We start from the raw sequence: 20,775 nt of genomic DNA, 5'->3' as shown, positions 1-20,775 counted from the left end.
AATGAATTCCTATTCAATATCGCCAGGTACTAACGGCACAAATCTAACGGGAGCAATAACATGCTCTTTATAATTATCGCCTTCGCGGATAACCATTACTAATTTTTGATCGCTCTCACCAATGGGCGCTAATAACACGCCTCCATCGGCTAACTGAGCAAGTAAGTCTTGTGGAACTTTAGAGGCCGCAGCAGTCACTATAATACCATCAAAAGGTGCTTGTGATTGCCAGCCTTGCCAACCATCACCATGCTTCATGGTTACATTATATAAATCGAGTTGCTGCAATCGACGCTTTGCCTGCCACTGAAGCGTTTTAATACGCTCTACCGAATAAACTTTTGTAAACGTTTTGGCTAATATTGCAGTTTGATATCCAGAGCCAGTACCAATTTCCAGCACTTTATTGCGCACACCAGCTAAGCGAAGTAACTCAGTCATACGCGCGACTATATAAGGCTGGGAAATAGTTTGCCCTTGCCCAATCGGTAGCGCTGTATTTTCATAGGCTTTGTGTTTGAGCACATCATCTATAAACACATGACGTGGAACATCAGCTATAGCACTAAGTACTTGTGTATCTTCAACACCTTCACGCTTTAGTAAGTCAGATAGCGCTTTTGCACTGCGGGAATAATTAGCGAGCACGATTAATCTCCAAATCGGCTAACCAGTCTCCTACTGCTTTTAAGCTATCTTTAGCTGTCATATCAACACTTAATGGCGTAACAGAGGCATAACCGTTATTGATTGCGTAAAAGTCGGTCCCCTCACCTGCATCACTCTCTGTACCTAGGGATCCATACCAGTAAATATCACGGCCCCAAGGATCGGTTTGTTTGGTCATGGTTTCTGCTTTATGACGAGCACCTAAACGAGTTACTTGCACCCCTTTTAATTCACTTAATGGAATATCTGGCACATTTATATTTATTATTTGATCTTTTGGAAGCGGGTGCGAAGCCAAGCCTTTAATAATATTTACGGTAACAGCAGCGGCTGTTTCAAAATGCTCACCTTTATGTGAGCAAAGCGATACTGCAATTGCAGGTAAGCCTAAGTGGCGACCTTCGGTTGCAGCAGCAACAGTGCCTGAATAAAGCGTATCGTCGCCTAAATTGGCACCATGGTTAATACCAGCAACAACAAGGTCGGGTTTTTCATCAACCAACTGATTTACACCTAAATGTACACAATCTGTAGGTGTGCCATTAACCGACATAAAACCATTTTCAAGCGTTGTTGCGCGTAGCGGGTTCATTAATGTTAAAGAATTACTAGCACCACTACAGTTGCGATCAGGTGCAACAAGGGTTACATCTGCAATTTGTATAAGCGCCTGATATAAAACCGCAATACCTTTGGCATTTACGCCATCATCGTTACTTAACAGTATCTTCATTTATGTCATTATCCTTTTCTTTGCGCTCTCGTGGACTTGCATCTGTGTAATCCACCAGCTCGCGTAATAATGCGGTTGCAAAACATCCTTTTGGCAAACCAAAACTCAGTTTTAAACTGGTTTCATCTATGGTCTCAACCGTTAAGTTTTGCGGAATTAAACGCAGCATCCTGCGCTCATTTTTTAGGCCTAGCTCACCTAGGCCATCACACCATGTTTGATATGGTTCGAGCCATACTTTTTCTTGCTCGGTTAGGCCTTTTTCACTTTTACCCACCATAGGTGCCGACATCATAATATCGCCAGTGGCTAATCGCTCTATGTTTTCGTCGTTAATTGCATCTTCAAAAAATGCATTACTGCCGCTGAGCATAAATACTTCACGGTGCATTGTTTTAGCTAAACCGTGCTCTTTAACACGTAAATTTACTATTTGATTAAACACATGAGAACGCGCTGCTGAAATAATAATGCCGCGCAGTTTTTTATCGCGAATGCGCTCCCCTGCAAACATTTTTTCAGCCATTACTAAGTTATGACCGCCATGCCCAAAGCGTTGTTCACCAAAATAATTAGGCACACCTGCGCGTACAGCATTAATACGGCATAAAATATCAAGGGGCTTGGTTACATTACGAAGCGTAATAGTAAATCTATTACCTTTGTGGCAGCCCGTGCGTAATTTACGGTCGTGGCGCTGTTGCGACACAATAAAAATACTCTCGCTATTTAAATCGCTAAAATCGATAGGCTTTTTAATCGGTACTTTTACACTAAACCACTGTGAGCACACTCCGTGACGATCTTTCATGCCGGCGTAACTTACGTCTCGCGGTGAAACACCCGCACGCTGTGCAATTAGCTTTGCAACGTATTGCGTATTTTCGCCTTTTTTAACCACCTGCAAACACACGTGTTCGCCACTGCCGGTAAATTCTATACCTAGGTCTTCATCAACCATAAAGTCTTCAGCAGTGGTTTTAAAATCAGCTTTAGAAAGCGGTGCACCGTATAAATAATTTAAATCGCTCATGCGTTTTTTGTACTCGCAAGCTCTTTACTCATAATAACCACCGCATGGCTAGAAATGCCTTCCCTACGCCCTTCAAAGCCTAGCTTTTCGGTAGTAGTGGCTTTAACGTTAATTTGGCTAAGGTCACAATTTAAATCGCTGGCTAAATTAGCACGCATAGCTTGAATGTGTGGCAGCATTTTTGGCGCCTGTGCAACAATAGTCACATCGCCATTGCCAATTACATAACCTTGCTCTTTAGCTAAGCTCACCACATGGCGAAGTAAAATACGGCTGTCGATATTTTCATACTCGCTAGCCGTATCTGGAAAGTGCTTACCAATATCACCCATTGCAAGCGAGCCTAAAATAGCATCACATAATGCATGAATAGCGACATCGCCATCTGAGTGCGCTAAAAAGCCTTGTGGATAATCAATTTTTTCACCACAAATAGTTAACGGGCCTTCGCCGCCAAATTTATGTACGTCAAAACCATGGCCAATTCGTATCATAATGCACTCTCGTTTTGTTGTTTATGTAATAAAAACCCAGCCAAGTCTAAATCCTCTGGCGTGGTTATTTTAATATTATCGCTGCGACCTGCTACAAGCTTTACCGGTTTGCCCGCCCATTCAATAGCACTGGCTTCATCGGTAATAGTAGCCCCACTTGCTAATGCGCCTTGAAGTGCATTTTTAAGCTCGTCATATTTAAAAAGTTGGGGGGTAAGTGCTTGCCATAAATCATCTCGCGGCACAGTTTGTAGGGCATGAGTGTGGCCGCGTTTTATGGTGTCTTTTACTTTGCTAGCTAAAATACCGCCTTCATCAGCGCGTATACATTCATCAATTAAACGTTCTATATCACTAATATTAACTAGCGGACGCGCAGCATCGTGCACCAACACCCATGTAGGCGGGTTAGGCGCTAAAAAAAGTAAGCTATTGAGTACTGAATCTGCACGCTCTTTACCGCCACTGGCGCGAACAATGCGCTTATCAAGTGTTGGGAGTTCGTCAAAATAGGGGTCGCTGTCGCTAAGGGCAACAACAATAGTGCGTAATTGAGATAATTGAGAAAGTTTAGCTAAGGTGTGTTCTAAAATGGTTTTACCGGCTAATTGTATATATTGCTTAGGCGCATTGTGCTGCATTCTACTGCCAACGCCCGCAGCAGGTACAATTGCTGCAATAGTCTGTTTATTTGTCATATTGTTTGCCCGGTAAAACACGAATAAATGTTTCGTCCGGTTTAATCATTCCCAATTCGTTGCGTGCACGCTCTTCAATGCCTTCTTGGCCAAGCTTTAAGTCTTCAATATCTGCTTTAAGTACTTTATTACGTTTAATGAGCTTTTCGTTGGTTTCTTGATGCGACGCTACAGCACCTTTTAGCCGTGTGTAGTCTTGTAAACCATTATGACCAAACCATAATCTGTATTGTACAAACAGTGCTAAGCACAGTAAGCCAACTTGAAAAATACGCATTTAACACTCCTTATTTTAAATTCCAAATACCTTAACTTTAATACGCTAAGGGGCGCTTTAAATTGCGCCAATTAATACTACCCGCTAAAAGCATTTCGCGTAGTGATAAAACCCGTGGCATACAACGCTTCGAAAATTGCCACTGATGCCCGCAACATGCAGCGGTTAAACTCACTTTACTTGGCTTTATTAACTGAGCATTTTGCTGCTCTAGCCCATTTCCTAAAAAATCAAACCAACCAAGCTCGTTACAATGCAGCTTATTTTCGCCTAACTGATCGATACTGTCTATTCTAAGACGTACCTGATCGTAGCCATGTAATATAACTGGCACTATAAGCCCCACTTTGGCATACGTTTGATAAAAAAGTTCATTAGCTTGAACATTCACATCGGGTGGGGTCGGTTTTTGCTTTTCAAGCCACGTACCATTTTGCGCGTCCAGCGTAAAAGGCGTGTCACCATTGGCAACTAACGTTGCAGCTCGCTCAATATAATAAGGTAGGCTTTTTAACTGACGGCGCAGTTTATCGGCATTAGGCTCTGCAACTAATCGCTGAACCTCACGCTGATAAAACGCATTGCACAATTGTGCATACAACACTTTTTGTGCATCAGTTTGCCAAATTTCAACTTGCTGCTGAGTACCAAGTGACTGATTTTTAGCGACCAAAAGCTGTACTCAAAAATATTCAGGTAAATGTTTTATAACACAGTATTGAATATTTTTTAAGCGCAGCGCACTAATTAAGCGCTTGGCTTTTCACCTAATTTTGCTTTACCTGATTCTAAAAATTGCACAACCGTATTACGCTTTTTACCAATCAGCAAACTGCCATCAGCTAAAAACATAAAGTTTTGCCAATTGCGTTTAAATACATCAAATGTTGTTTCGATAATATTATCGCGTGCCATACAAAAATAAACAGTGGTGTTAGCTTCCCAATCTAAAAACGTTAAGATTGCTTCTGGTGGTTGCGCATCACCATTTTCCCACGCACCTTCCCAATCTACTTCTTGGCTAAAGCTTTTTTCTTGGCCACACCAATCGGTGTCTTCAAAAAAATCTGGGTGATCAAACTCACGGCTTACCATGGTTGTCCAAAGTACGGCTGCGCGCTCATCTCCCATAGGCTTTATTTTTACTGCGTCTTCATCTGATACAGGTAAGTCTTTATGACGAAAAACCCATGCTTTTTTGTAATCATCTAGCGAAATATAGTTCATAGTATTGGCAAATTAGTTAACATTAAAAGTGCAAAGCCAAATTATACAAGAGATCAAAACATGACTACAGCAATAAAACCACTTTCACTCAAACCAGGCATATACCAACACTACAAAGGGCCGCAATACAAAGTTGTTCATGTTGCCACCCATAGCGAAACCGAGGAGCAGCTTGTGATTTATCAAGCACTCTATGGTGAATTTGGTATGTGGGCGCGCCCACTTAGTATGTTTTTAGAAACTGTTGAAAAAGAAGGTGAGGTCATACAGCGTTTTGCCTACCTTGGACCTGCCGTTTAACTATGGCATTATAACAAAATAACTTACTCCTCAGACCAGACAAGGGTACACCGTGCAATTTAATTCAACTGACAATTACATAGCGAGTAGCGCGCTTAAACAAGCTGTAAATGCTGCCATTATGCTCGAAAAACCACTTTTAATTAAAGGCGAACCAGGCACAGGTAAAACCATGCTGGCTGAGGAGTTAGCTAAAAGCTTAGATACCACGCTTATTCAGTGGCATATAAAATCGACCACTAAAGCGCAGCAGGGTTTATACGAGTACGACGCGGTTTCGCGCCTGCGCGACAGCCAATTAGGTGACGAGCGTGTACACAATATTGGCAACTACATTGTTAAAGGTAAGCTTTGGCAAGCGTTTACATATGCAGAGCTTAACGGCAAACGCCCAGTACTATTAATTGATGAAATAGACAAAGCCGACATAGAGTTCCCAAACGACTTACTACTTGAGCTCGATAAAATGGAGTTTCATGTTTATGAAACTAACGAGCGCATTGTCGCAAAAGAGCGCCCTATTGTGATCATCACTTCCAATAATGAAAAAGAATTACCGGACGCATTTTTACGCCGCTGCTTTTTTCATTATATTGATTTTCCTAGCAGCGACGAAATGCAGCAAATTATTGACGTGCACTACCCTAACGTTAAACAAGATTTAGTACGCCAAGCACTCGAAGTGTTTTTTAACCTGCGCGAAGCTAACGGCCTTAAAAAGAAGCCATCCACCAGCGAATTACTCGACTGGCTTAAACTACTTATGGCAGAAGACATAGACGCTAAAACACTGCACGACAAAGCTAAAAAAGGCGGATTAATGCCCATGTTTGGCGCATTACTTAAAAATGAGCAAGACATAAGCCTAATTGAAAAACTTGCCTTTATGAGCCGTCGCTAACATGTTAGTACAGTTTTTTTTCACGCTACGTAAATACCGTTTACCTGTGAGCTTGCGCGAGCTACTCGATTTAATAAACGCCTTAAAAAAAGGCGTTATATTTGCCGACGTAGACGCCTTTTACCATTTAGCACGCACCATAATGGTAAAAGACGAAACGCACTTTGACCGATTCGACAAAGCCTTTAGCGACTACTTTAGTGGTATTGCTGACCTCGATTTGCTCGAGAGCTTAAAGCAACAGCACAACTTACCTGAAGACTGGCTACGTAAAGAATTCGAAAAAAACCTAAGCGATGAAGAAAAAGCCCAGCTAAAAGCTATGGGTGGGCTCGACGAGCTTATGAAAACCCTAAAAGAGCGTTTAGAAGAGCAACAAAAACGCCACGTAGGCGGCAATAAATGGGTGGGCACTGGCGGCACATCACCTTTTGGGGCATACGGCTATAACCCAGAAGGCGTGCGCATAGGGCAAGACGGCAATCGTAACCGCCAAGCGGTAAAAGTGTGGGATAAACGAGAATACAAAAACCTCGACACCGACAGAGAAATTAGTTCGCGCACAGTTAAACTCGCCCTTAAAAAACTACGTAAATTTGCCCGCACTGGCGCAAGCGACACGCTTGATTTAAACGAGACTATTCGCGCTACTGCAAAACAAGGCGGCATGCTTGATGTAAAAATGGCACCCGAACGCCACAATGCCGTAAAAGTACTCATGCTGTTTGATATTGGCGGCTCAATGGATGACTACATTCATACCTGCGAAGAATTATTTAGCGCCGCCCACAGCGAATTTAAACATTTAGAGTTTTACTACTTTCATAACTGTTTATACGAGCACGTTTGGCAAGACAACGCGCGCCGCCATTCAAACGTAATAGACACCATGACGCTGATTAATAAATTTACCAGCGACTATAAAGTAATATTTGTTGGCGATGCCACTATGGGCCCTTACGAAATAGCCTACCCTGGCGGCTCAGTAGAGCATTACAACGAAGAGCCCGGCAGTGCCTGGTTACAACGTGTCACAAGCCACTTTGATAAAGTTGCCTGGCTCAACCCACAGCCTGTTGAACACTGGCCGTACTATCAATCAATTGGCTTTATAAAAGAGTTAATGAACAACCGCATGTATGCGCTGAGTTTAGATGGGATAAGTAGAGCGATAAAAGAGCTGAGTTAGATGCAAATTAACGACAGTTCAGTTCCAGTAGCGAACCCTCAAGGCGTTTATCTGAAACTCTGTTGGGTGGCGCCTTCGGCTTAACCAACCTACCTTTTGACGTAGGTCGGATAAGTGGCAAAGCCACGCCATCCGACAAAAATGATGAATTTACTAGAAACAACCCGACTTACCGCGTTAATAATAAAGTGATTTGACATGATAGAACCTACCATTTGCGATCTTAAATTTCGAAAGCTCTATAAAGATTTATTAAAGAAGAACTCACTAAATGACTTTGAAAAGACATCTTCGATAATTAAGTCAATTTACTCTCATGCTAAATTGGAAAAAATTACAGTAGGAAGGTTTTTAGGTATTAAAGGATATAAAGTTACTATAGGAAAAAGAACAGCTTTTTTCCCTGTTAGTAAATCAAGAGCTCTTAAAAATAATAAACTTAATGGGTTGATATTTCTTAGAAATGAATTTTATAAAATTGGTATGGTTCTGCCAACTTTAATCTCTAATGGTGATCAAGAAATGCTTTTAAAGACATTATCTGAAAACCAAGATAACAATATAAATGAAAAAATAATTGCCGATTTTTTCAAAAGTACTTTAGGGTTACCTGAACTTTTAACAAGCACATACTCAACCAACAAACATATTTCTAAGTACATTGAAATATTAGGAGAGTCGCTAAAAGCTTACCACTTAGGATTATTTAAAGTTGCAGTAATTTCATTATTACCATGTATAGAGGGTATAATTAGGGATCTTGGCGTAAAGGCTTCATCTGTTTCTTCCAAAGAGTTAATGGAAAATCTCATCAAGCTCCAGCGCTACTATATTAAGCACTATATCTTTAATTCTTGTGATTATGTCCCTCAAGATTTCCTAGATATAAAGTTGCATGACACTTATGATGAAAGCATCCAAGTAATTGAATCTTTAAAGTGGTTTTTAGAAAAATCTTTATACCAACATACTAATACATTTAATGAATCTCATAGCCTAAATAGGCATTCAATACTGCATGCCCTAAAACCTGAAAGTAACTACGGTACAGAAAGTAATTTTTTTAGATTGATTAATATATTAAACTCATTATATTTTTGCTCAGTTTTTAGCGGTGAGAATGGAAGCTTATTTCATCCCTCCCATACAGCACAATCAGAAAAGTTGGAATCAAAATATTTACGCTATTCAAGTTTCAAACATTTAATATGATGGGGTCGCGTCTCTTTTTATGATTCATAATAAATCAAACTTGCCTAAGTGTCGTATTTACTTGAATGAGATCCATAATCTCTATAACTCCGCTATATGATTTAGCGTCTCAGGTTGACGCTGCACAAGCTTTAACAATGTTATCGCTTGCCCATTTGGTGCGCTGCGTCCTTGTTCCCAATTTTCGAGCGTTCTTGCTGATGTATGCTGAATATTTCTCGAATATTTACTATTTCATCAGGGGAGATAACAAGATCGTTAATATCATTTACTGAATGAGTACCTAACGTTAGCTTTCCTTGTGAATGCGCTTTTGCGTCCACAAGTGCTATCGTTAATTCTGAAAATAAATCACGTTTGCTCATTGCGCCATACCTCTAAAAACTCTTTTAATTGCTTTTTATGATCTGCTTTTGAACATGACTTTTCGTTTCGCTATAAATAATGAGCGCATACAACTTAAAGCACTTTACTCATAAACAAACTATACGGATCTAGCTCATAACACCCAAATGGTTCGCACTCTTTAAAACCAAACTGAGTATAAAGCTTTTGTGCGGGTAAAAATGCTTCTGCGGTGCCGGTCTCTAAACTTAGTGTTTTATAACCACGCAGTGTTGCTTGCTCAATAATATGCGTGAGTAACTTAGCGGCTATGCCTTGGCGTAAATAGCGGCTTGATGTGCGCATTGATTTAATTTCGCCATGAGTGGCATTGAGCGCTTTTAAAGCGCCAACACCCGCTAAATTATTATCAATCCATAAGCTATAAAAAGTTATGTCGGGCTGAGTGAGTTTGCTCACATCAAGTGCATGCACGCTCTCAACGGGTGAGTGTTTTAGCATATCGTTATGGTGTGCTTGTAGTAGCTTTATAACGTGTGGGTTTGAAAGATCACCTATTCTAATATCCATTTATACCTCGTTTAATCCTAGAACTTAATGCTTGAGGGCTTTAGGGCTTTAATTAAAACCCCAAAGCAAGTAGCTATATTTAGAATGCTAGTTTCCACACTACAAAAGCGACAGCAAACCCAACTAAGTACACCAAACCTAACCACGTTAAACTACGTAGTAAAACGCTATGCTTTATAGCAGGCTCTGATCGCACGAGGCTAAAGTTGAGCCATGCAAATACAGGCGTTGTAACAAATGAAAGTGTCATAGCAAACGTAAGCATGGGGCCAAGGGCTGATTTAAAAAATAAAATAACGGCCATACCGGCAAGTGCTTGTAGTATTAACCAAATATTTAGACTGTTTTTTGATTGTTTAAAGCCAAGTAGTTTATGAGATTCGTTAAGCGTACGGGCGTAGCCATCAAGCACGGTGAGTGTCGTACCAAACATACATAAAAAAGCGATTGCTGATACAAGCGGCCTTGCCCACTCGCCTATTGTGAGTGCATACATATCAATAAGCTGCTTGGCAAACGCGACACCGCCGAGTTCTATACTACTGGTTTGCCCGTACTGCACTAATACACCTAAGCTAAAAAATACCAAGGCTAAGCCAGCTGTAAGCCAGTAACCTACGTTAAAATCGAACAAGCCTTGGCTTTTAGAAACTGTTTGCTGCGCTTGTTTTTCTTTTAGCCATAAAGAACTTAATGCAGATATTTCGATAGGGGCTGGCATCCAGCCCATTAAAGCCACCATAAAGCTAAGCATAGCAAGTTCATACGGTGAAGGTCCCACATAATCAGCAGGTGCCATTGGGCCGTTACTAAATGCAATGGCAAGGGCAATCAAAGTAGCGAGCGTAAGCAGCCCCATAATACCTTTGGCAACGTTATCTAGCGCTTTAAAGTGTCCAAGTAGCAATATAACTAAACATACACCCAGCAGCATCCAGCAAAGCAAGGTTACTTCAATAACCACGGGTAAGGAGTAATGCAGTAAGCTTGCGGTAAGCAGTAATACGCCGGCGGTATTAACAACAGCGGCAACAATGTTTAAGCCAATAAAACTGTAGAAGTAAAACGGACCTTTGCTTTTATAGCCCTCCACTAGGCTATTTTTAGTGGCGAGTGTGTATTCCATACCAAAGCGAAAAAATGGGTACTTTAAAACATTAACAACGAGGATAAGCCAAAATAATTGCCAGCCAAATATTGCCCCAGCTTGCGTAGAGGCAACTAGGTGAGATCCGCCAATAGCGGCTGTTGCCATGAGTATTCCAGGCCCAAGCGCACCTAGTCGAGACTTCCATACTGCTTTTGTTGTGTGCATTAATTTCTCAAAATATGTGTGTTGTGTGTTATTTTTATCAATTTTTATAATTAATAAACTGCAAGAACGCATAACTTACCTAAATTACAGGCAATAAAAAAGAGCCATACGGCTCTTTTTTACAATACTTTGTGACTAAATTTTATTTAAGATCCATCTCTTGGATGATCTCGTGTGCGATTTCAGGTGTAGTGCTAACAGGCTTTTCGTGTAAGTTTGCTTTTATCTGCCCTTTTCGATGTTTTAGTGCTGCATCGAGTTTTTTAGCTGCACTTGCAATGGCAGGGTACATAACTTCGTTTTCCCCTTTTACCGATATGCGCGTGCCTTCATAATTAGTGCTAATTTCAGCTTGGATTTTATGATGTTCTTTAGACAAAATAATTTCGAGTGCAATAAGCGATGGGAAATGGCTCTCGATTTTTGAAAATTTTTCGTTGATGTGCTCTCTAATAGAGTCAGTAACTTCAACATGGTGACCAGAAAGATTAATTTTCATAGGGTATCCTTTTATTTGTTACCTCATAAATAGTATTGGGGGCTATTTAGATTAACACAAGGAAAAAATAGAGATATTTGAGGTTTATTTGCGGTTTTTGGTGATTTAAATCATGCGTTGTGCAAAGTTTATGCAAAGCCCATAGTGCATGGGCTTTCAGACGTCTAGCTGTACTGGTTAATCTGTGTACGAACAACAGTAGTCAGCAAAATCAGATACTTTTACTTTAAAGCTTACATTTGCGTCCACATTAAACGACTCACCTGCGTTAAATGTTTTCCACTCGCTTGCGTCTGGCAATAAAATATCCCATTGGCCAGCTAAAAGCTCCATGCATTCTTTTTGGTTTGTATCAAAAACAAACTCACCAGGTTGCATAAAACCTAATGTTTTCGCTTCGCCATCACCTAAAATAACGGTACGACTCGACACTTTTCCGTCAAAATATACATTGGCTTTTTTTACTACACTTACGTTATCGAACTTTGGCATTTTTAGCTCCTGCTATTAATTTAAGATTTTTATTTATAAATTTTATCGCACTACCTTGCCTGATAGCTTACTTTCTTGCAAGGAAAGCAGCATTGATCAAGGTGAAGTTGCTTCATGTAAGGGCATAAAAAAACCCGCAACATGTGCGGGTTTTTCAATTACTTACTTTCTTTAATCAAAGCGATTAAAAAAGCTCGTTTGCTTTGCTTACAATGTTTGCCACTGTAAAACCAAAGTGCTCAAACAACTCATTAGCTGGTGCTGACTCACCAAAGGTGGTCATACCTACTACTGCGCCATTTAGACCTACGTACTTGTACCAGTAGTCAGCAATACCTGCTTCTACTGCTACGCGGCGTGAAACAGATGCCGGTAATACGCTTTCTTTGTATGCTGCGCTTTGATCTTCAAAGGCATCAGTACATGGCATAGACACAACACGTACCTTTTTACCTTGGCTGCGTAGTTCGCTTGCTGAATCTTGTGCTAGTTGCACTTCAGAACCCGTCGCAATAAAGATAATCTCTGGGTTGCCGTCACAGCTAAGGATGTAACCACCCTTTTTAACGTCACTTAATTGCTGTGCGTCACGCGCTTGTTGCTCAAGACCTTGGCGAGTAAAGATTAACGATGTAGGACCGTCTTTACGCTCAATAGCTTGTTGCCATGCAATTGCCGACTCAACTTGGTCACATGGACGCCAGTTGTATAAGTTAGGCGTTAAACGCATGCTTGCAATTTGCTCTACTGGTTGGTGAGTTGGACCATCTTCACCTAAACCAATTGAATCGTGCGTGTATACAAAAATGCTTGGTTGCTTCATTAATGCAGCCATACGAACGGCATTTTTTGCATATTCAACAAACATTAAGAACGTAGCACCGTAAGGAATAAAGCCTTTATGAAGCGCAATACCATTCATAATTGCCGACATACCAAACTCACGTACACCGTAGTAAATGTAGTTACCGCTTGCATCATCGCGTGTTAAACCCTTAGAGCCATCCCAAATTGTTAAGTTTGAGCCAGCTAAATCGGCTGAGCCACCCATAAATTCTGGTAATAACGGACCAAACGCATTTAATGCATTTTGCGATGCTTTACGAGACGCTGGGTTTGCAGGGTTTGCTTGTAATTGCTCAATGTACGCTTGAGATTTTTCAGCCCAATCGCCAGGCAGTTCGTTATTAATACGACGCTTATATTCAGCTGCAAGCTCTGGGTATGCTTTTGCGTATGCTGCAAATTTTTCGTCCCAGCTTGATTCAAGCTGTTGACCTTTTTCTTTGCCATCCCACTGTGCGTAAATATCATCAGGAATTTCGAAAGCATCGCCAGTCCAACCTAAAAATTCGCGAGACGCTTTAATTTCGTCATCACCTAGTGGTGCACCGTGACAATCGTGGCTACCTGATTTATTAGGTGAGCCGTAACCAATAATTGTTTTACAACAAATTAGTGATGGCTTGTCGGTAACGCTTTTTGCCTCTGCAATTGCAGCACTTACAGCATCGCTATCGTGGCCATCAACACCACTAATTACATGCCAACCGTATGCTTTAAAGCGAGCTGGTGTATCATCTGTAAACCAACCTTCTACTTCGCCATCGATTGAAATGCCGTTGTCATCCCAAAATGCAACAAGTTTACCCAGACCTAATGTGCCTGCAAGTGAACCGGCTTCATGAGAAATACCTTCCATAAGGCAGCCATCGCCCATAAATGCATAGGTAAAGTGATCAACAATATCGTGACCTTCACGGTTAAACTGTGCAGCTAGCGCTTTTTCAGCAATTGCCATACCTACTGCATTTGTGATCCCTTGACCTAATGGACCCGTAGTAGTTTCGATTCCTGGTGCATAGCCATACTCAGGGTGACCTGGAGTTTTAGAGTGCATTTGACGGAAGTTTTTAATTTCGTCCAGTGGTAAGTCGTAACCACTTAGGTGCAATAGAGAATAGATAAGCATTGAACCGTGGCCGTTTGAAAGAATAAATCTGTCACGGTCAGCCCACTCTGGATTCGTTGGGTTATGTTTTAGATAATCGCGCCATAATACTTCTGCGATATCAGCCATGCCCATAGGGGCTCCAGGGTGACCAGATTTGGCCTTTTGTACTGCGTCCATTGACAAGACGCGAATAGCATTTGCAAGTTCTTTGCGAGATGGCATGAATTCTCCTACCTTATATGTGTATTTGCGCGGGTATTTATGTGTTTGTTTATGTAACCAAATAACTTGGATACTGTTATATATCCATTCTTACTTATTGTGGGGGCGGTGTGCAATTAAAAACCCTATAAAAGTGAGGCATTATGAATTTTTTTTGAGACTAGAACGACATTCGTAATTTTATTTAGACGTCTAGGCGTAAAAACACTATGCAATGCGTTTTGTTTTCGATAAAATACGCCCCTTAATTTTTTAGCGCTAATACCGACATTTGTGAAGCGCAATATTTGTGAGCAGAAATACAATGGCAAAACATTTATTTACTTCTGAATCTGTTTCTGAAGGTCATCCGGATAAAATCGCCGATCAAATCTCTGATGCGGTACTTGATGCAATCCTAGAGCAAGACTCTCAGGCTCGCGTAGCGTGTGAAACTTACGTTAAAACCGGTATGGTTATGGTTGGTGGTGAAATCACTACTAGCGCATGGGTTGATATCGAAGAAATTACACGTAAAACAATTCGTGACATTGGCTACACAAATTCAGACATGGGCTTTGATGCCGATTCATGTGCAATTTTGAACACTATTGGTAAACAGTCTCCTGACATTAACCAAGGTGTTGACCGTACTAGCCCAGAAGAGCAAGGCGCTGGCGACCAAGGCTTAATGTTTGGTTACGCATGTAACGAAACAGAAGTACTAATGCCTGCTCCAATTACTTACTCACACCGTTTAGTACAGCGCCAAGCGCAAGTACGCAAAAGCGGCGAGCTTAATTGGTTACGTCCAGATGCAAAATCTCAAGTTACTTTTGCATACGAAAACGGCAAGCCAGTAGGTATTGATGCTGTAGTACTTTCTACTCAGCACAGCGAAGACATTTCGCAAAAAGATTTAGTAGAAGCTGTGATGGAAACAATCATCAAGCCGGTACTTCCTGCAGAACTTATTACAAGTGCAACTAAGTTTTTCATTAACCCAACAGGTCGCTTTGTTATTGGCGGACCAATGGGTGACTGTGGTTTAACTGGTCGTAAAATCATTGTAGATACATACGGTGGTATGGCTCGTCACGGTGGTGGTGCTTTCTCTGGTAAAGATCCATCAAAAGTTGACCGTTCTGCGGCATACGCTGCACGTTACGTTGCTAAAAACATTGTTGCTGCTGGTCTTGCTGACAAGTGTGAGCTACAAGTCTCTTACGCAATTGGTGTTGCAGAGCCTACTTCTATCAGCGTTGAAACGTTTGGTACAAGCAAGCTAGAAGAAAGCCGTTTAATCGAGCTTATTCGTGAACATTTTGACCTGCGCCCTTACGGCTTAATTCAAATGCTTGATTTAGAGCGCCCTATCTACCTTCCTACAGCGGCTTACGGCCACTTTGGTCGTGACGAATTCCCTTGGGAACGTACAGATAAAGCAGACGCACTTCGCGCAGCTGCCGGCCTTTAAGCCAAAATTGTTGTAGTAAATTAAAAACGGCCCTTTTAAGGGCCGTTTTTACATCTAAAACTTATTCGCTATATTGTTTGTAGAGCGTCTACAAAATAACTATTAAATCGACCTCGAATTCTTTTGTACTTTAGGTATATACTCATTTCATTATAAAAGCTTTAGGGACAGTTAAATGGCCGATAACTTTCGCGTTATATTTGCAGGACTTGCCGATAACGTTGATGCAAAAACAGCATGTACAAATTTAGCTGCAAAATTAAAAACGTCAGATGAAAAAGTAGCTCTTTTTTTTAAAGGTAAGCCACTGTTTGCACCAAGCGATAAAGACAAAGCGTTAAAACAGGCTAAGTTACTAGCAGGCTTAGGCATTAAAAGTAAGCTTCAAGCTGTTTCAAACATCATTCAAAATGGCTCAAACCCTGCTGCAAATAACAATCAACGTGATGAACGTATTTTTGATGCACTCGATTACATCACTAGCAGCTTAATTCGCCTTGAAGAAAAGTTAGACGAGTTAGAGCAACGCCTTCCTGAAGCTCAGTTAAAAGCACCAGACGAAAGTATTGACGAATGGCAAGGTGACGATCTAATGCTAGGTGATGATTTAGCGCCTCCTAAAAAACGCAGTAACTTACTTTTATATTCATTGATTGCAACTGCCACCATTTTGCTAGTCGTACTGGCTGTTTTTTTAATTTTTCCCGATTTATTCTCTTTTTAAGAATGGCTAATTAATTTAATGAGCAATAAACGCGCAAAAATAAGAGCGGAAATTCGTAACACCCGTAAAAACTTGTCAAATAATCAGCAAATAATTGCTGCGCAATCGCTAAAAATGAATTTTATTCAACATTTAAAAAGCGAAAAAACAACGAATTCAAAGCATATTGCCATTTACTTAAGTAACGATGGGGAGCTAGACACTTCATTGTTAATTAAAGAATTATGGAGTTTAAACCATACCGTTTACCTACCTATAATACACCCATTCAATGGCGCTAATTTACTATTTCAGCGCTATGAGAAAAACTCACCCATGAGAGCAAATCGCTATGGTATCTTGGAGCCTGAGCTGAACTGCTCTCAAATATGCCCATTACCAGTGCTTGATTACCTCCTTATGCCATTAGTTGCATTTGATAAACAAGGTAATCGCCTAGGAATGGGAGGTGGGTTTTACGACCGGACATTGGCGCGTTTGCACGAACAAAATTGGCAAAAACCACAACTAATTGGCCTTGCACATGAATGCCAAAAAGTTGAGGCCCTACCAATCGAGTCGTGGGATGTACCACTTAAAACCATTATCACCCCAGATAAAACATACTGTTGGTAACAATTAAATTTGATTACTAACCGCATATTTCTGACATACATGAGCACAAAGCAATGACACAAGACGAATTAAAAAAAGCAGCTGCTTGGGCAGCACTCGAGTTTGTAAAAGAAAACACTATTGTAGGTGTGGGTACAGGCTCTACTGTTAATCACTTTATTGATGCCCTTGGTTCAGTAAAGGACACTATTGTAGGCGCTGTATCAAGCTCAGAAGCCTCAACCGCGCGCTTACAAGCGTTAGGTATTGAAGTATTTGAGCTTAATAACGTTGCTGCTTTAGATGTATACGTTGACGGCGCTGACGAAATAAACGATCAAAACGAAATGATTAAAGGTGGCGGCGCAGCCCTTACTCGCGAAAAAATAGTAGCCGCTGTAGCTAAACAATTTGTGTGCATTGTAGATGACACCAAATTAGTAAAAACATTAGGCGACTTCCCGCTTCCGGTAGAAGTTATTCCAATGGCTCGCAGCTACGTTGCACGAGAATTATTAAAGCTTGGTGGTGACCCTGTTTATCGCCAAGGCGTAGTTACCGATAACGGTAACGTTATATTAGATGTATTTAACTTAAAAATTACCAATGCTAAACAACTTGAAGCACAAATAAATTCAATTGTTGGCGTAGTTACCAACGGCCTATTTGCAATGCGTGGTGCTGATAAAGTGATTATCGGTACTAAAAATGGGCCACAAATTAAATAGGATGAGGTTATGAGTAAGGTATCGTTAGCAAAAGACAAAATTAAAATTCTCTTGCTTGAAGGTGTTCACCAAAGCGCTGTTGAAACGCTAAAACGTAACGGTTACAGCAATATCGACTACGTTAAAACATCCTTACCTGAGGACGAATTAAAAGAGCGCATTAAAGATGTTCACTTTGTAGGACTTCGTTCTCGTACTCATATTAACCAAGCCGTATTAGACTCAGCTGACAAGCTAGTTGCTGTTGGGTGTTTTTGTATTGGTACAAACCAAGTTGATTTAGATGCAGCACGCGAACGCGGTATTGCTGTATTTAACGCACCATTTTCTAATACTCGTTCAGTTGCTGAACTTGTACTTGGTGAAATCCTACTTTTATTACGCGGTATTCCAGAGCGTAATGCAGCGGCTCATCGTGGTGGCTGGTTAAAAACAGCAAATGGTTCGTTTGAAGCACGTGGTAAAACATTAGGTATTATTGGCTACGGTCACATTGGTACTCAGCTAGGTATTATGGCTGAAAATATCGGTATGAACGTTGAATATTACGATATCGAAGATAAATTATCACTCGGTAATGCAAAGCAAGTTCACAACCTAACTCAGCTGTTACAACGCTCTGATATTATTAGTTTACACGTACCAGAAACACCGCAAACTAAAAATCTTATTGGTAGCGCAGAACTTGCTGTTATGAAGCAGGGATCTATTTTGATCAATGCTTCACGCGGAACTGTTGTTGATATTGATGCACTTGCAGAAGCACTAACAGAGAAAAAACTAAGTGGAGCAGCAATCGATGTGTTCCCTACTGAGCCAAAGTCTAACGATGAAGAATTTGTATCGCCACTGCGCCAATTCGACAATGTTATTTTAACGCCGCACATTGGTGGTTCTACACAAGAAGCGCAAGAAAACATTGGTATTGAAGTAGCGGGTAAACTGGCTAAATACTCAGATAATGGCTCAACTATTACTGCCGTTAACTTCCCTGAAGTATCGCTGCCTGAGCTTGCTAATCGTAGCCGTTTATTACACGTGCACCACAACCGCCCTGGTGTACTAACGCAAATTAACCAAGCGTTTGCACAGCACGGTATTAACATTGCTGCGCAATACCTACAAACAGACGCATCTATTGGTTATGTAGTTATTGATGTAGATACAGATCAATCTGAAGTAGCACTTAAAGAACTAAGCGCTGTTGAGGGTACAATTAGAGCACGTATTTTACATTAATAAGTACTTTTGATATTAAGAAGGGTCCTTATGGACCCTTTTTTGTATTTAGATTACATATACTTTCTTAAGTATTTTTTGAATACCGGATCTGTTGCAGCCAACTCTTTTTGCTCAGCTAATATCTCTTTTAAAATAGCGCCTGAGGTAAGCGGGTTAGCAAGGACCACTCTAAATACAACCGTTGGTTGATTGTCGTATTTAGAAGGCGTTAAACGAGTACGTGATACAAATGAGCGACCAGACTCTCGCTGACGTTTTTGCATACTGGCAGTAAAACGGTTCAGTGAAGCAAAAATATCTAACCGAGTTTCAGCATCTGCATCGGCTATTGCTTGTTTAATTTGCTTAGGTACATAACGATACGTTAATAAGCACAATTCAGGTTCTGAAATAAGCTCAAAGTCTTCATCAGCTTTAATTAAATCAGCAAAGTAATGTGCTTTTTTGATGCTTCGATCAATCAGCATTTCGTAACCTTTACGACCAATAACACGTAAGCAAGCATGTACTAACATTGCCATACCAGGTCGGCTGCCTTCAAGCGTGTGGCTACCTAAGTCTTTTGAACCTTTACGTAATATGTACTCAGCGTGATGCTCTATTGCATCAGTTGCAGCGGGATCTTTAAATAAAACTAAGCCCGCTCCCATTGGTACATACATTTGTTTATGTGCATCGATGGTAATTGAATCTGCTCGCTCAATCCCTTTTAGTAAAGGGCGATGCGTGTTCGATAAAAGGGTTGCTCCTCCCCATGCAGCATCTACATGAAAATGGCAGTTAATGTCTTGTGCTAAGTCGGCCATTTCATCAAGTGGGTCAATATTACCGGTTTCGGTTGTACCCGCTACCCCAATAATCGCCATTACTTTAATGCCTTGCGATTCAAGCTCACGTGCTTTTTCGCGCATAGCTCCTACATCTACTTTATTATTTTCGCAGGTTTTAATACCAATTAAGTTATCGCGGCCAATACCGAGTAAATCAACCGATTTACCTAATGAGTAATGTCCGCGTTCTGATATTAATACTGCTAAACCTTTATAGCCGTAATGCAGCATACCGGCAATTAGGCCTTGTGCGCCGATACCTCTAAAATCGCCATCGGGTTTTAATAAGCGGTTTCGAGCAATCCAAAGCGCAGTAATATTAGCAACCGTTCCACCAGAGCAAAATGCACCTAATGAGGTTTTAGCACTGTGCATCCATTTAGAATAAAATGAATCTTCTTGCCCATAAGCTAAATGATGCATCATTCCAAGCACTTGACGTTCAAGAGGCGTAAACGCTTTAGACGTTTCTATTTTTACTAGATTTTGATTTAGCCCTACCATCAATTTTGACAGAGGTAATAAAAAATGCGGCAAGGCAGAGGTCATGTGACCAATAAAGCTAGGCGCAGCTGTATGCACAGAATGCGCAACAAGTTGCTCCATTATGTCTTGGGCATAAGCAGATACAAACGTTGGATCCTCTGGGATCACTGCCGACTGAAAATCTTTTTCGATTTCATGTAATGGTTTTTCAATTGCCGCTATATTTTCGTTTAGAAAACCTGCTAAATTACTCGAAATTTCAAGCTCGATTTTGCTTAAAGTTGAGTCTGGCGCTTCAGGTACAGTAAATATACGCTTAAGGCTTTCTTTAGAGGCGACGGCACAACGCTTTTGATCCATCTCAATACCTAGTGTGTGTAGCTAAAACACGCGCTTACCCATCAAAAACGCCTACTTATTAGGACATTTAGAGCAATCGTGTTTCTTTAAAAATTGCGCTAACTTTACTGCAATATAACTAAAATGTCTCGTTTAAACCTATAAAAGCAATCAAAGCGATGACAAAAAAATGATAATTTAGGGTCTATTTATCTTTCAAGGTTAAATTTGCAGCAGTCTGTTTGG

23 protein-coding genes and 1 pseudogene are annotated in these 20,775 nt (G+C 40.8%); 9 read left to right on the top strand and 15 right to left on the bottom strand.

Features of this window, described 5'->3' with window-relative positions; translation table 11 throughout:
- Positions 1-9 precede the first annotated feature (9 nt).
- The 8 genes from GQR39_RS17805 to GQR39_RS17770 form a co-directional block, all read right to left on the bottom strand.
- Complete coding sequence (locus GQR39_RS17805; protein WP_165736244.1) at positions 10-648, bottom strand: protein-L-isoaspartate(D-aspartate) O-methyltransferase; 639 nt, start codon at positions 646-648, stop codon at positions 10-12.
- The gene (gene surE, locus GQR39_RS17800) at positions 638-1,402 is read right to left on the bottom strand and encodes a 5'/3'-nucleotidase SurE (protein ID WP_076925194.1); all 765 of its coding nucleotides are present in this window, start codon (positions 1,400-1,402) and stop codon (positions 638-640) included. The genes GQR39_RS17805 and surE overlap by 11 nt, the downstream gene beginning before the upstream one ends.
- A complete protein-coding gene (locus tag GQR39_RS17795) occupies positions 1,383-2,435 on the bottom strand; it encodes a tRNA pseudouridine(13) synthase TruD (RefSeq protein WP_165736243.1) in 1,053 nt (350 codons plus the stop codon). The genes surE and GQR39_RS17795 overlap by 20 nt, the downstream gene beginning before the upstream one ends.
- Positions 2,432-2,929 (bottom strand): 2-C-methyl-D-erythritol 2,4-cyclodiphosphate synthase, encoded by a 498-nt coding sequence (ispF, locus tag GQR39_RS17790; RefSeq protein WP_010554441.1) that lies wholly within the window; start codon positions 2,927-2,929, stop codon positions 2,432-2,434. Before ispF ends, GQR39_RS17795 begins: the two co-directional genes overlap by 4 nt.
- Entirely contained in the window at positions 2,926-3,627 is a 702-nt protein-coding gene (ispD, locus tag GQR39_RS17785; protein WP_165736242.1) for a 2-C-methyl-D-erythritol 4-phosphate cytidylyltransferase, read from the bottom strand. The genes ispF and ispD overlap by 4 nt, the downstream gene beginning before the upstream one ends.
- Positions 3,617-3,904, bottom strand: a complete 288-nt coding sequence (gene ftsB, locus GQR39_RS17780; RefSeq protein WP_007584772.1) for a cell division protein FtsB — start codon at positions 3,902-3,904, stop codon at positions 3,617-3,619. The genes ispD and ftsB overlap by 11 nt, the downstream gene beginning before the upstream one ends.
- A 37-nt stretch (positions 3,905-3,941) precedes the next feature.
- On the bottom strand, positions 3,942-4,577 hold the full coding sequence (locus GQR39_RS17775; RefSeq protein ID WP_165736241.1) for a hypothetical protein: 636 nt from the start codon (positions 4,575-4,577) through the stop codon (positions 3,942-3,944).
- 74 nt (positions 4,578-4,651) lie between these two features.
- Positions 4,652-5,131 (bottom strand): DUF2947 domain-containing protein, encoded by a 480-nt coding sequence (locus GQR39_RS17770; RefSeq protein WP_165736240.1) that lies wholly within the window; start codon positions 5,129-5,131, stop codon positions 4,652-4,654.
- Positions 5,132-5,191: 60 nt separating this feature from the next.
- Here GQR39_RS17770 and GQR39_RS17765 point away from each other — a divergent pair, with 60 nt between their 5' ends.
- From GQR39_RS17765 to GQR39_RS17750, 4 genes are all read left to right on the top strand, one after another.
- Positions 5,192-5,431 (top strand): DUF1653 domain-containing protein, encoded by a 240-nt coding sequence (locus GQR39_RS17765; RefSeq protein ID WP_024594065.1) that lies wholly within the window; start codon positions 5,192-5,194, stop codon positions 5,429-5,431.
- A gap of 52 nt (positions 5,432-5,483) precedes the next feature.
- Entirely contained in the window at positions 5,484-6,332 is an 849-nt protein-coding gene (locus GQR39_RS17760; RefSeq protein WP_010554437.1) for a MoxR family ATPase, read from the top strand.
- A gap of 1 nt (position 6,333) precedes the next feature.
- Positions 6,334-7,521, top strand: coding sequence for a VWA domain-containing protein (locus GQR39_RS17755; protein ID WP_165736239.1), 1,188 nt, complete (start codon positions 6,334-6,336; stop codon positions 7,519-7,521).
- A 198-nt stretch (positions 7,522-7,719) separates the two neighbouring features.
- Positions 7,720-8,733 (top strand): hypothetical protein, encoded by a 1,014-nt coding sequence (locus GQR39_RS17750; RefSeq protein WP_165736238.1) that lies wholly within the window; start codon positions 7,720-7,722, stop codon positions 8,731-8,733.
- Between the two features lie 81 nt (positions 8,734-8,814).
- On the opposite strand, the pseudogene GQR39_RS17745 reads toward GQR39_RS17750, so the two are convergent.
- The 6 genes and pseudogenes from GQR39_RS17745 to tkt all read right to left on the bottom strand — a co-directional run bounded on the left by GQR39_RS17745 (position 8,815) and on the right by tkt (position 14,130).
- Positions 8,815-9,098: pseudogene (locus tag GQR39_RS17745) on the bottom strand (transcriptional regulator).
- A 94-nt stretch (positions 9,099-9,192) separates the two neighbouring features.
- Positions 9,193-9,648 carry a GNAT family N-acetyltransferase gene (locus GQR39_RS17740; protein ID WP_165736237.1) on the bottom strand — a complete coding sequence of 152 codons (456 nt, stop codon included), beginning with the start codon at positions 9,646-9,648 and terminating at the stop codon, positions 9,193-9,195.
- A gap of 79 nt (positions 9,649-9,727) precedes the next feature.
- Positions 9,728-10,903 carry a divalent metal cation transporter gene (locus GQR39_RS17735; RefSeq protein WP_165736248.1) on the bottom strand — a complete coding sequence of 392 codons (1,176 nt, stop codon included), beginning with the start codon at positions 10,901-10,903 and terminating at the stop codon, positions 9,728-9,730.
- Between the two features lie 202 nt (positions 10,904-11,105).
- Positions 11,106-11,462: a ribosome-associated translation inhibitor RaiA gene (gene raiA / locus GQR39_RS17730; protein WP_007584763.1), complete on the bottom strand. Its 357-nt coding sequence runs from the start codon at positions 11,460-11,462 to the stop codon at positions 11,106-11,108.
- Between the two features lie 177 nt (positions 11,463-11,639).
- A complete protein-coding gene (locus GQR39_RS17725; RefSeq protein ID WP_165736236.1) occupies positions 11,640-11,954 on the bottom strand; it encodes a pyrimidine/purine nucleoside phosphorylase in 315 nt (104 codons plus the stop codon).
- Between the two features lie 184 nt (positions 11,955-12,138).
- The gene (gene tkt, locus GQR39_RS17720) at positions 12,139-14,130 is read right to left on the bottom strand and encodes a transketolase (RefSeq protein ID WP_165736235.1); all 1,992 of its coding nucleotides are present in this window, start codon (positions 14,128-14,130) and stop codon (positions 12,139-12,141) included.
- A 304-nt stretch (positions 14,131-14,434) separates the two neighbouring features.
- Between tkt and metK the strand changes: the two genes are divergently transcribed.
- The 5 genes from metK to serA all read left to right on the top strand — a co-directional run bounded on the left by metK (position 14,435) and on the right by serA (position 18,871).
- Positions 14,435-15,586: a methionine adenosyltransferase gene (metK, locus tag GQR39_RS17715; protein WP_024600601.1), complete on the top strand. Its 1,152-nt coding sequence runs from the start codon at positions 14,435-14,437 to the stop codon at positions 15,584-15,586.
- Between the two features lie 175 nt (positions 15,587-15,761).
- Positions 15,762-16,310 carry a hypothetical protein gene (locus GQR39_RS17710; RefSeq protein WP_165736234.1) on the top strand — a complete coding sequence of 183 codons (549 nt, stop codon included), beginning with the start codon at positions 15,762-15,764 and terminating at the stop codon, positions 16,308-16,310.
- 18 nt (positions 16,311-16,328) lie between these two features.
- Positions 16,329-16,925, top strand: a complete 597-nt coding sequence (locus GQR39_RS17705; RefSeq protein WP_165736233.1) for a 5-formyltetrahydrofolate cyclo-ligase — start codon at positions 16,329-16,331, stop codon at positions 16,923-16,925.
- Positions 16,926-16,978: 53 nt separating this feature from the next.
- The gene (gene rpiA, locus GQR39_RS17700) at positions 16,979-17,632 is read left to right on the top strand and encodes a ribose-5-phosphate isomerase RpiA (RefSeq protein WP_024591469.1); all 654 of its coding nucleotides are present in this window, start codon (positions 16,979-16,981) and stop codon (positions 17,630-17,632) included.
- Positions 17,633-17,641: 9 nt separating this feature from the next.
- On the top strand, positions 17,642-18,871 hold the full coding sequence (gene serA / locus GQR39_RS17695) for a phosphoglycerate dehydrogenase (RefSeq protein WP_024594074.1): 1,230 nt from the start codon (positions 17,642-17,644) through the stop codon (positions 18,869-18,871).
- Positions 18,872-18,924: 53 nt separating this feature from the next.
- Here the strand turns inward: serA and panP are convergent, their stop codons facing one another.
- A complete protein-coding gene (gene panP / locus GQR39_RS17690; protein WP_165736232.1) occupies positions 18,925-20,550 on the bottom strand; it encodes a pyridoxal-dependent aspartate 1-decarboxylase PanP in 1,626 nt (541 codons plus the stop codon).
- Positions 20,551-20,775 lie beyond the last annotated feature (225 nt).

It is taken from the genome of Pseudoalteromonas sp. C8, from assembly GCF_011378685.1.
Taxonomy (GTDB): domain Bacteria; phylum Pseudomonadota; class Gammaproteobacteria; order Enterobacterales; family Alteromonadaceae; genus Pseudoalteromonas; species Pseudoalteromonas arctica.
This window is presented reverse-complemented; position numbering and strand designations above follow the sequence as displayed.

Coding starts and splice junctions, on each gene's coding strand:
- surE (WP_076925194.1), bottom strand. CDS start 1,402: ATGAAGATACTGTTAAGTAACGATGATGGCGTAAATGCCAAAGGTATT.
- rpiA (WP_024591469.1), top strand. CDS start 16,979: ATGACACAAGACGAATTAAAAAAAGCAGCTGCTTGGGCAGCACTCGAG.
- GQR39_RS17740 (WP_165736237.1), bottom strand. CDS start 9,648: ATGGATATTAGAATAGGTGATCTTTCAAACCCACACGTTATAAAGCTA.
- GQR39_RS17770 (WP_165736240.1), bottom strand. CDS start 5,131: ATGAACTATATTTCGCTAGATGATTACAAAAAAGCATGGGTTTTTCGT.
- tkt (WP_165736235.1), bottom strand. CDS start 14,130: ATGCCATCTCGCAAAGAACTTGCAAATGCTATTCGCGTCTTGTCAATG.
- GQR39_RS17710 (WP_165736234.1), top strand. CDS start 15,762: ATGGCCGATAACTTTCGCGTTATATTTGCAGGACTTGCCGATAACGTT.
- panP (WP_165736232.1), bottom strand. CDS start 20,550: ATGGATCAAAAGCGTTGTGCCGTCGCCTCTAAAGAAAGCCTTAAGCGT.
- GQR39_RS17755 (WP_165736239.1), top strand. CDS start 6,334: ATGTTAGTACAGTTTTTTTTCACGCTACGTAAATACCGTTTACCTGTG.
- ispF (WP_010554441.1), bottom strand. CDS start 2,929: ATGATACGAATTGGCCATGGTTTTGACGTACATAAATTTGGCGGCGAA.
- GQR39_RS17765 (WP_024594065.1), top strand. CDS start 5,192: ATGACTACAGCAATAAAACCACTTTCACTCAAACCAGGCATATACCAA.
- GQR39_RS17795 (WP_165736243.1), bottom strand. CDS start 2,435: ATGAGCGATTTAAATTATTTATACGGTGCACCGCTTTCTAAAGCTGAT.
- GQR39_RS17705 (WP_165736233.1), top strand. CDS start 16,329: ATGAGCAATAAACGCGCAAAAATAAGAGCGGAAATTCGTAACACCCGT.
- ftsB (WP_007584772.1), bottom strand. CDS start 3,904: ATGCGTATTTTTCAAGTTGGCTTACTGTGCTTAGCACTGTTTGTACAA.
- GQR39_RS17750 (WP_165736238.1), top strand. CDS start 7,720: ATGATAGAACCTACCATTTGCGATCTTAAATTTCGAAAGCTCTATAAA.
- serA (WP_024594074.1), top strand. CDS start 17,642: ATGAGTAAGGTATCGTTAGCAAAAGACAAAATTAAAATTCTCTTGCTT.
- ispD (WP_165736242.1), bottom strand. CDS start 3,627: ATGACAAATAAACAGACTATTGCAGCAATTGTACCTGCTGCGGGCGTT.
- GQR39_RS17725 (WP_165736236.1), bottom strand. CDS start 11,954: ATGCCAAAGTTCGATAACGTAAGTGTAGTAAAAAAAGCCAATGTATAT.
- raiA (WP_007584763.1), bottom strand. CDS start 11,462: ATGAAAATTAATCTTTCTGGTCACCATGTTGAAGTTACTGACTCTATT.
- GQR39_RS17735 (WP_165736248.1), bottom strand. CDS start 10,903: ATGGCAACAGCCGCTATTGGCGGATCTCACCTAGTTGCCTCTACGCAA.
- metK (WP_024600601.1), top strand. CDS start 14,435: ATGGCAAAACATTTATTTACTTCTGAATCTGTTTCTGAAGGTCATCCG.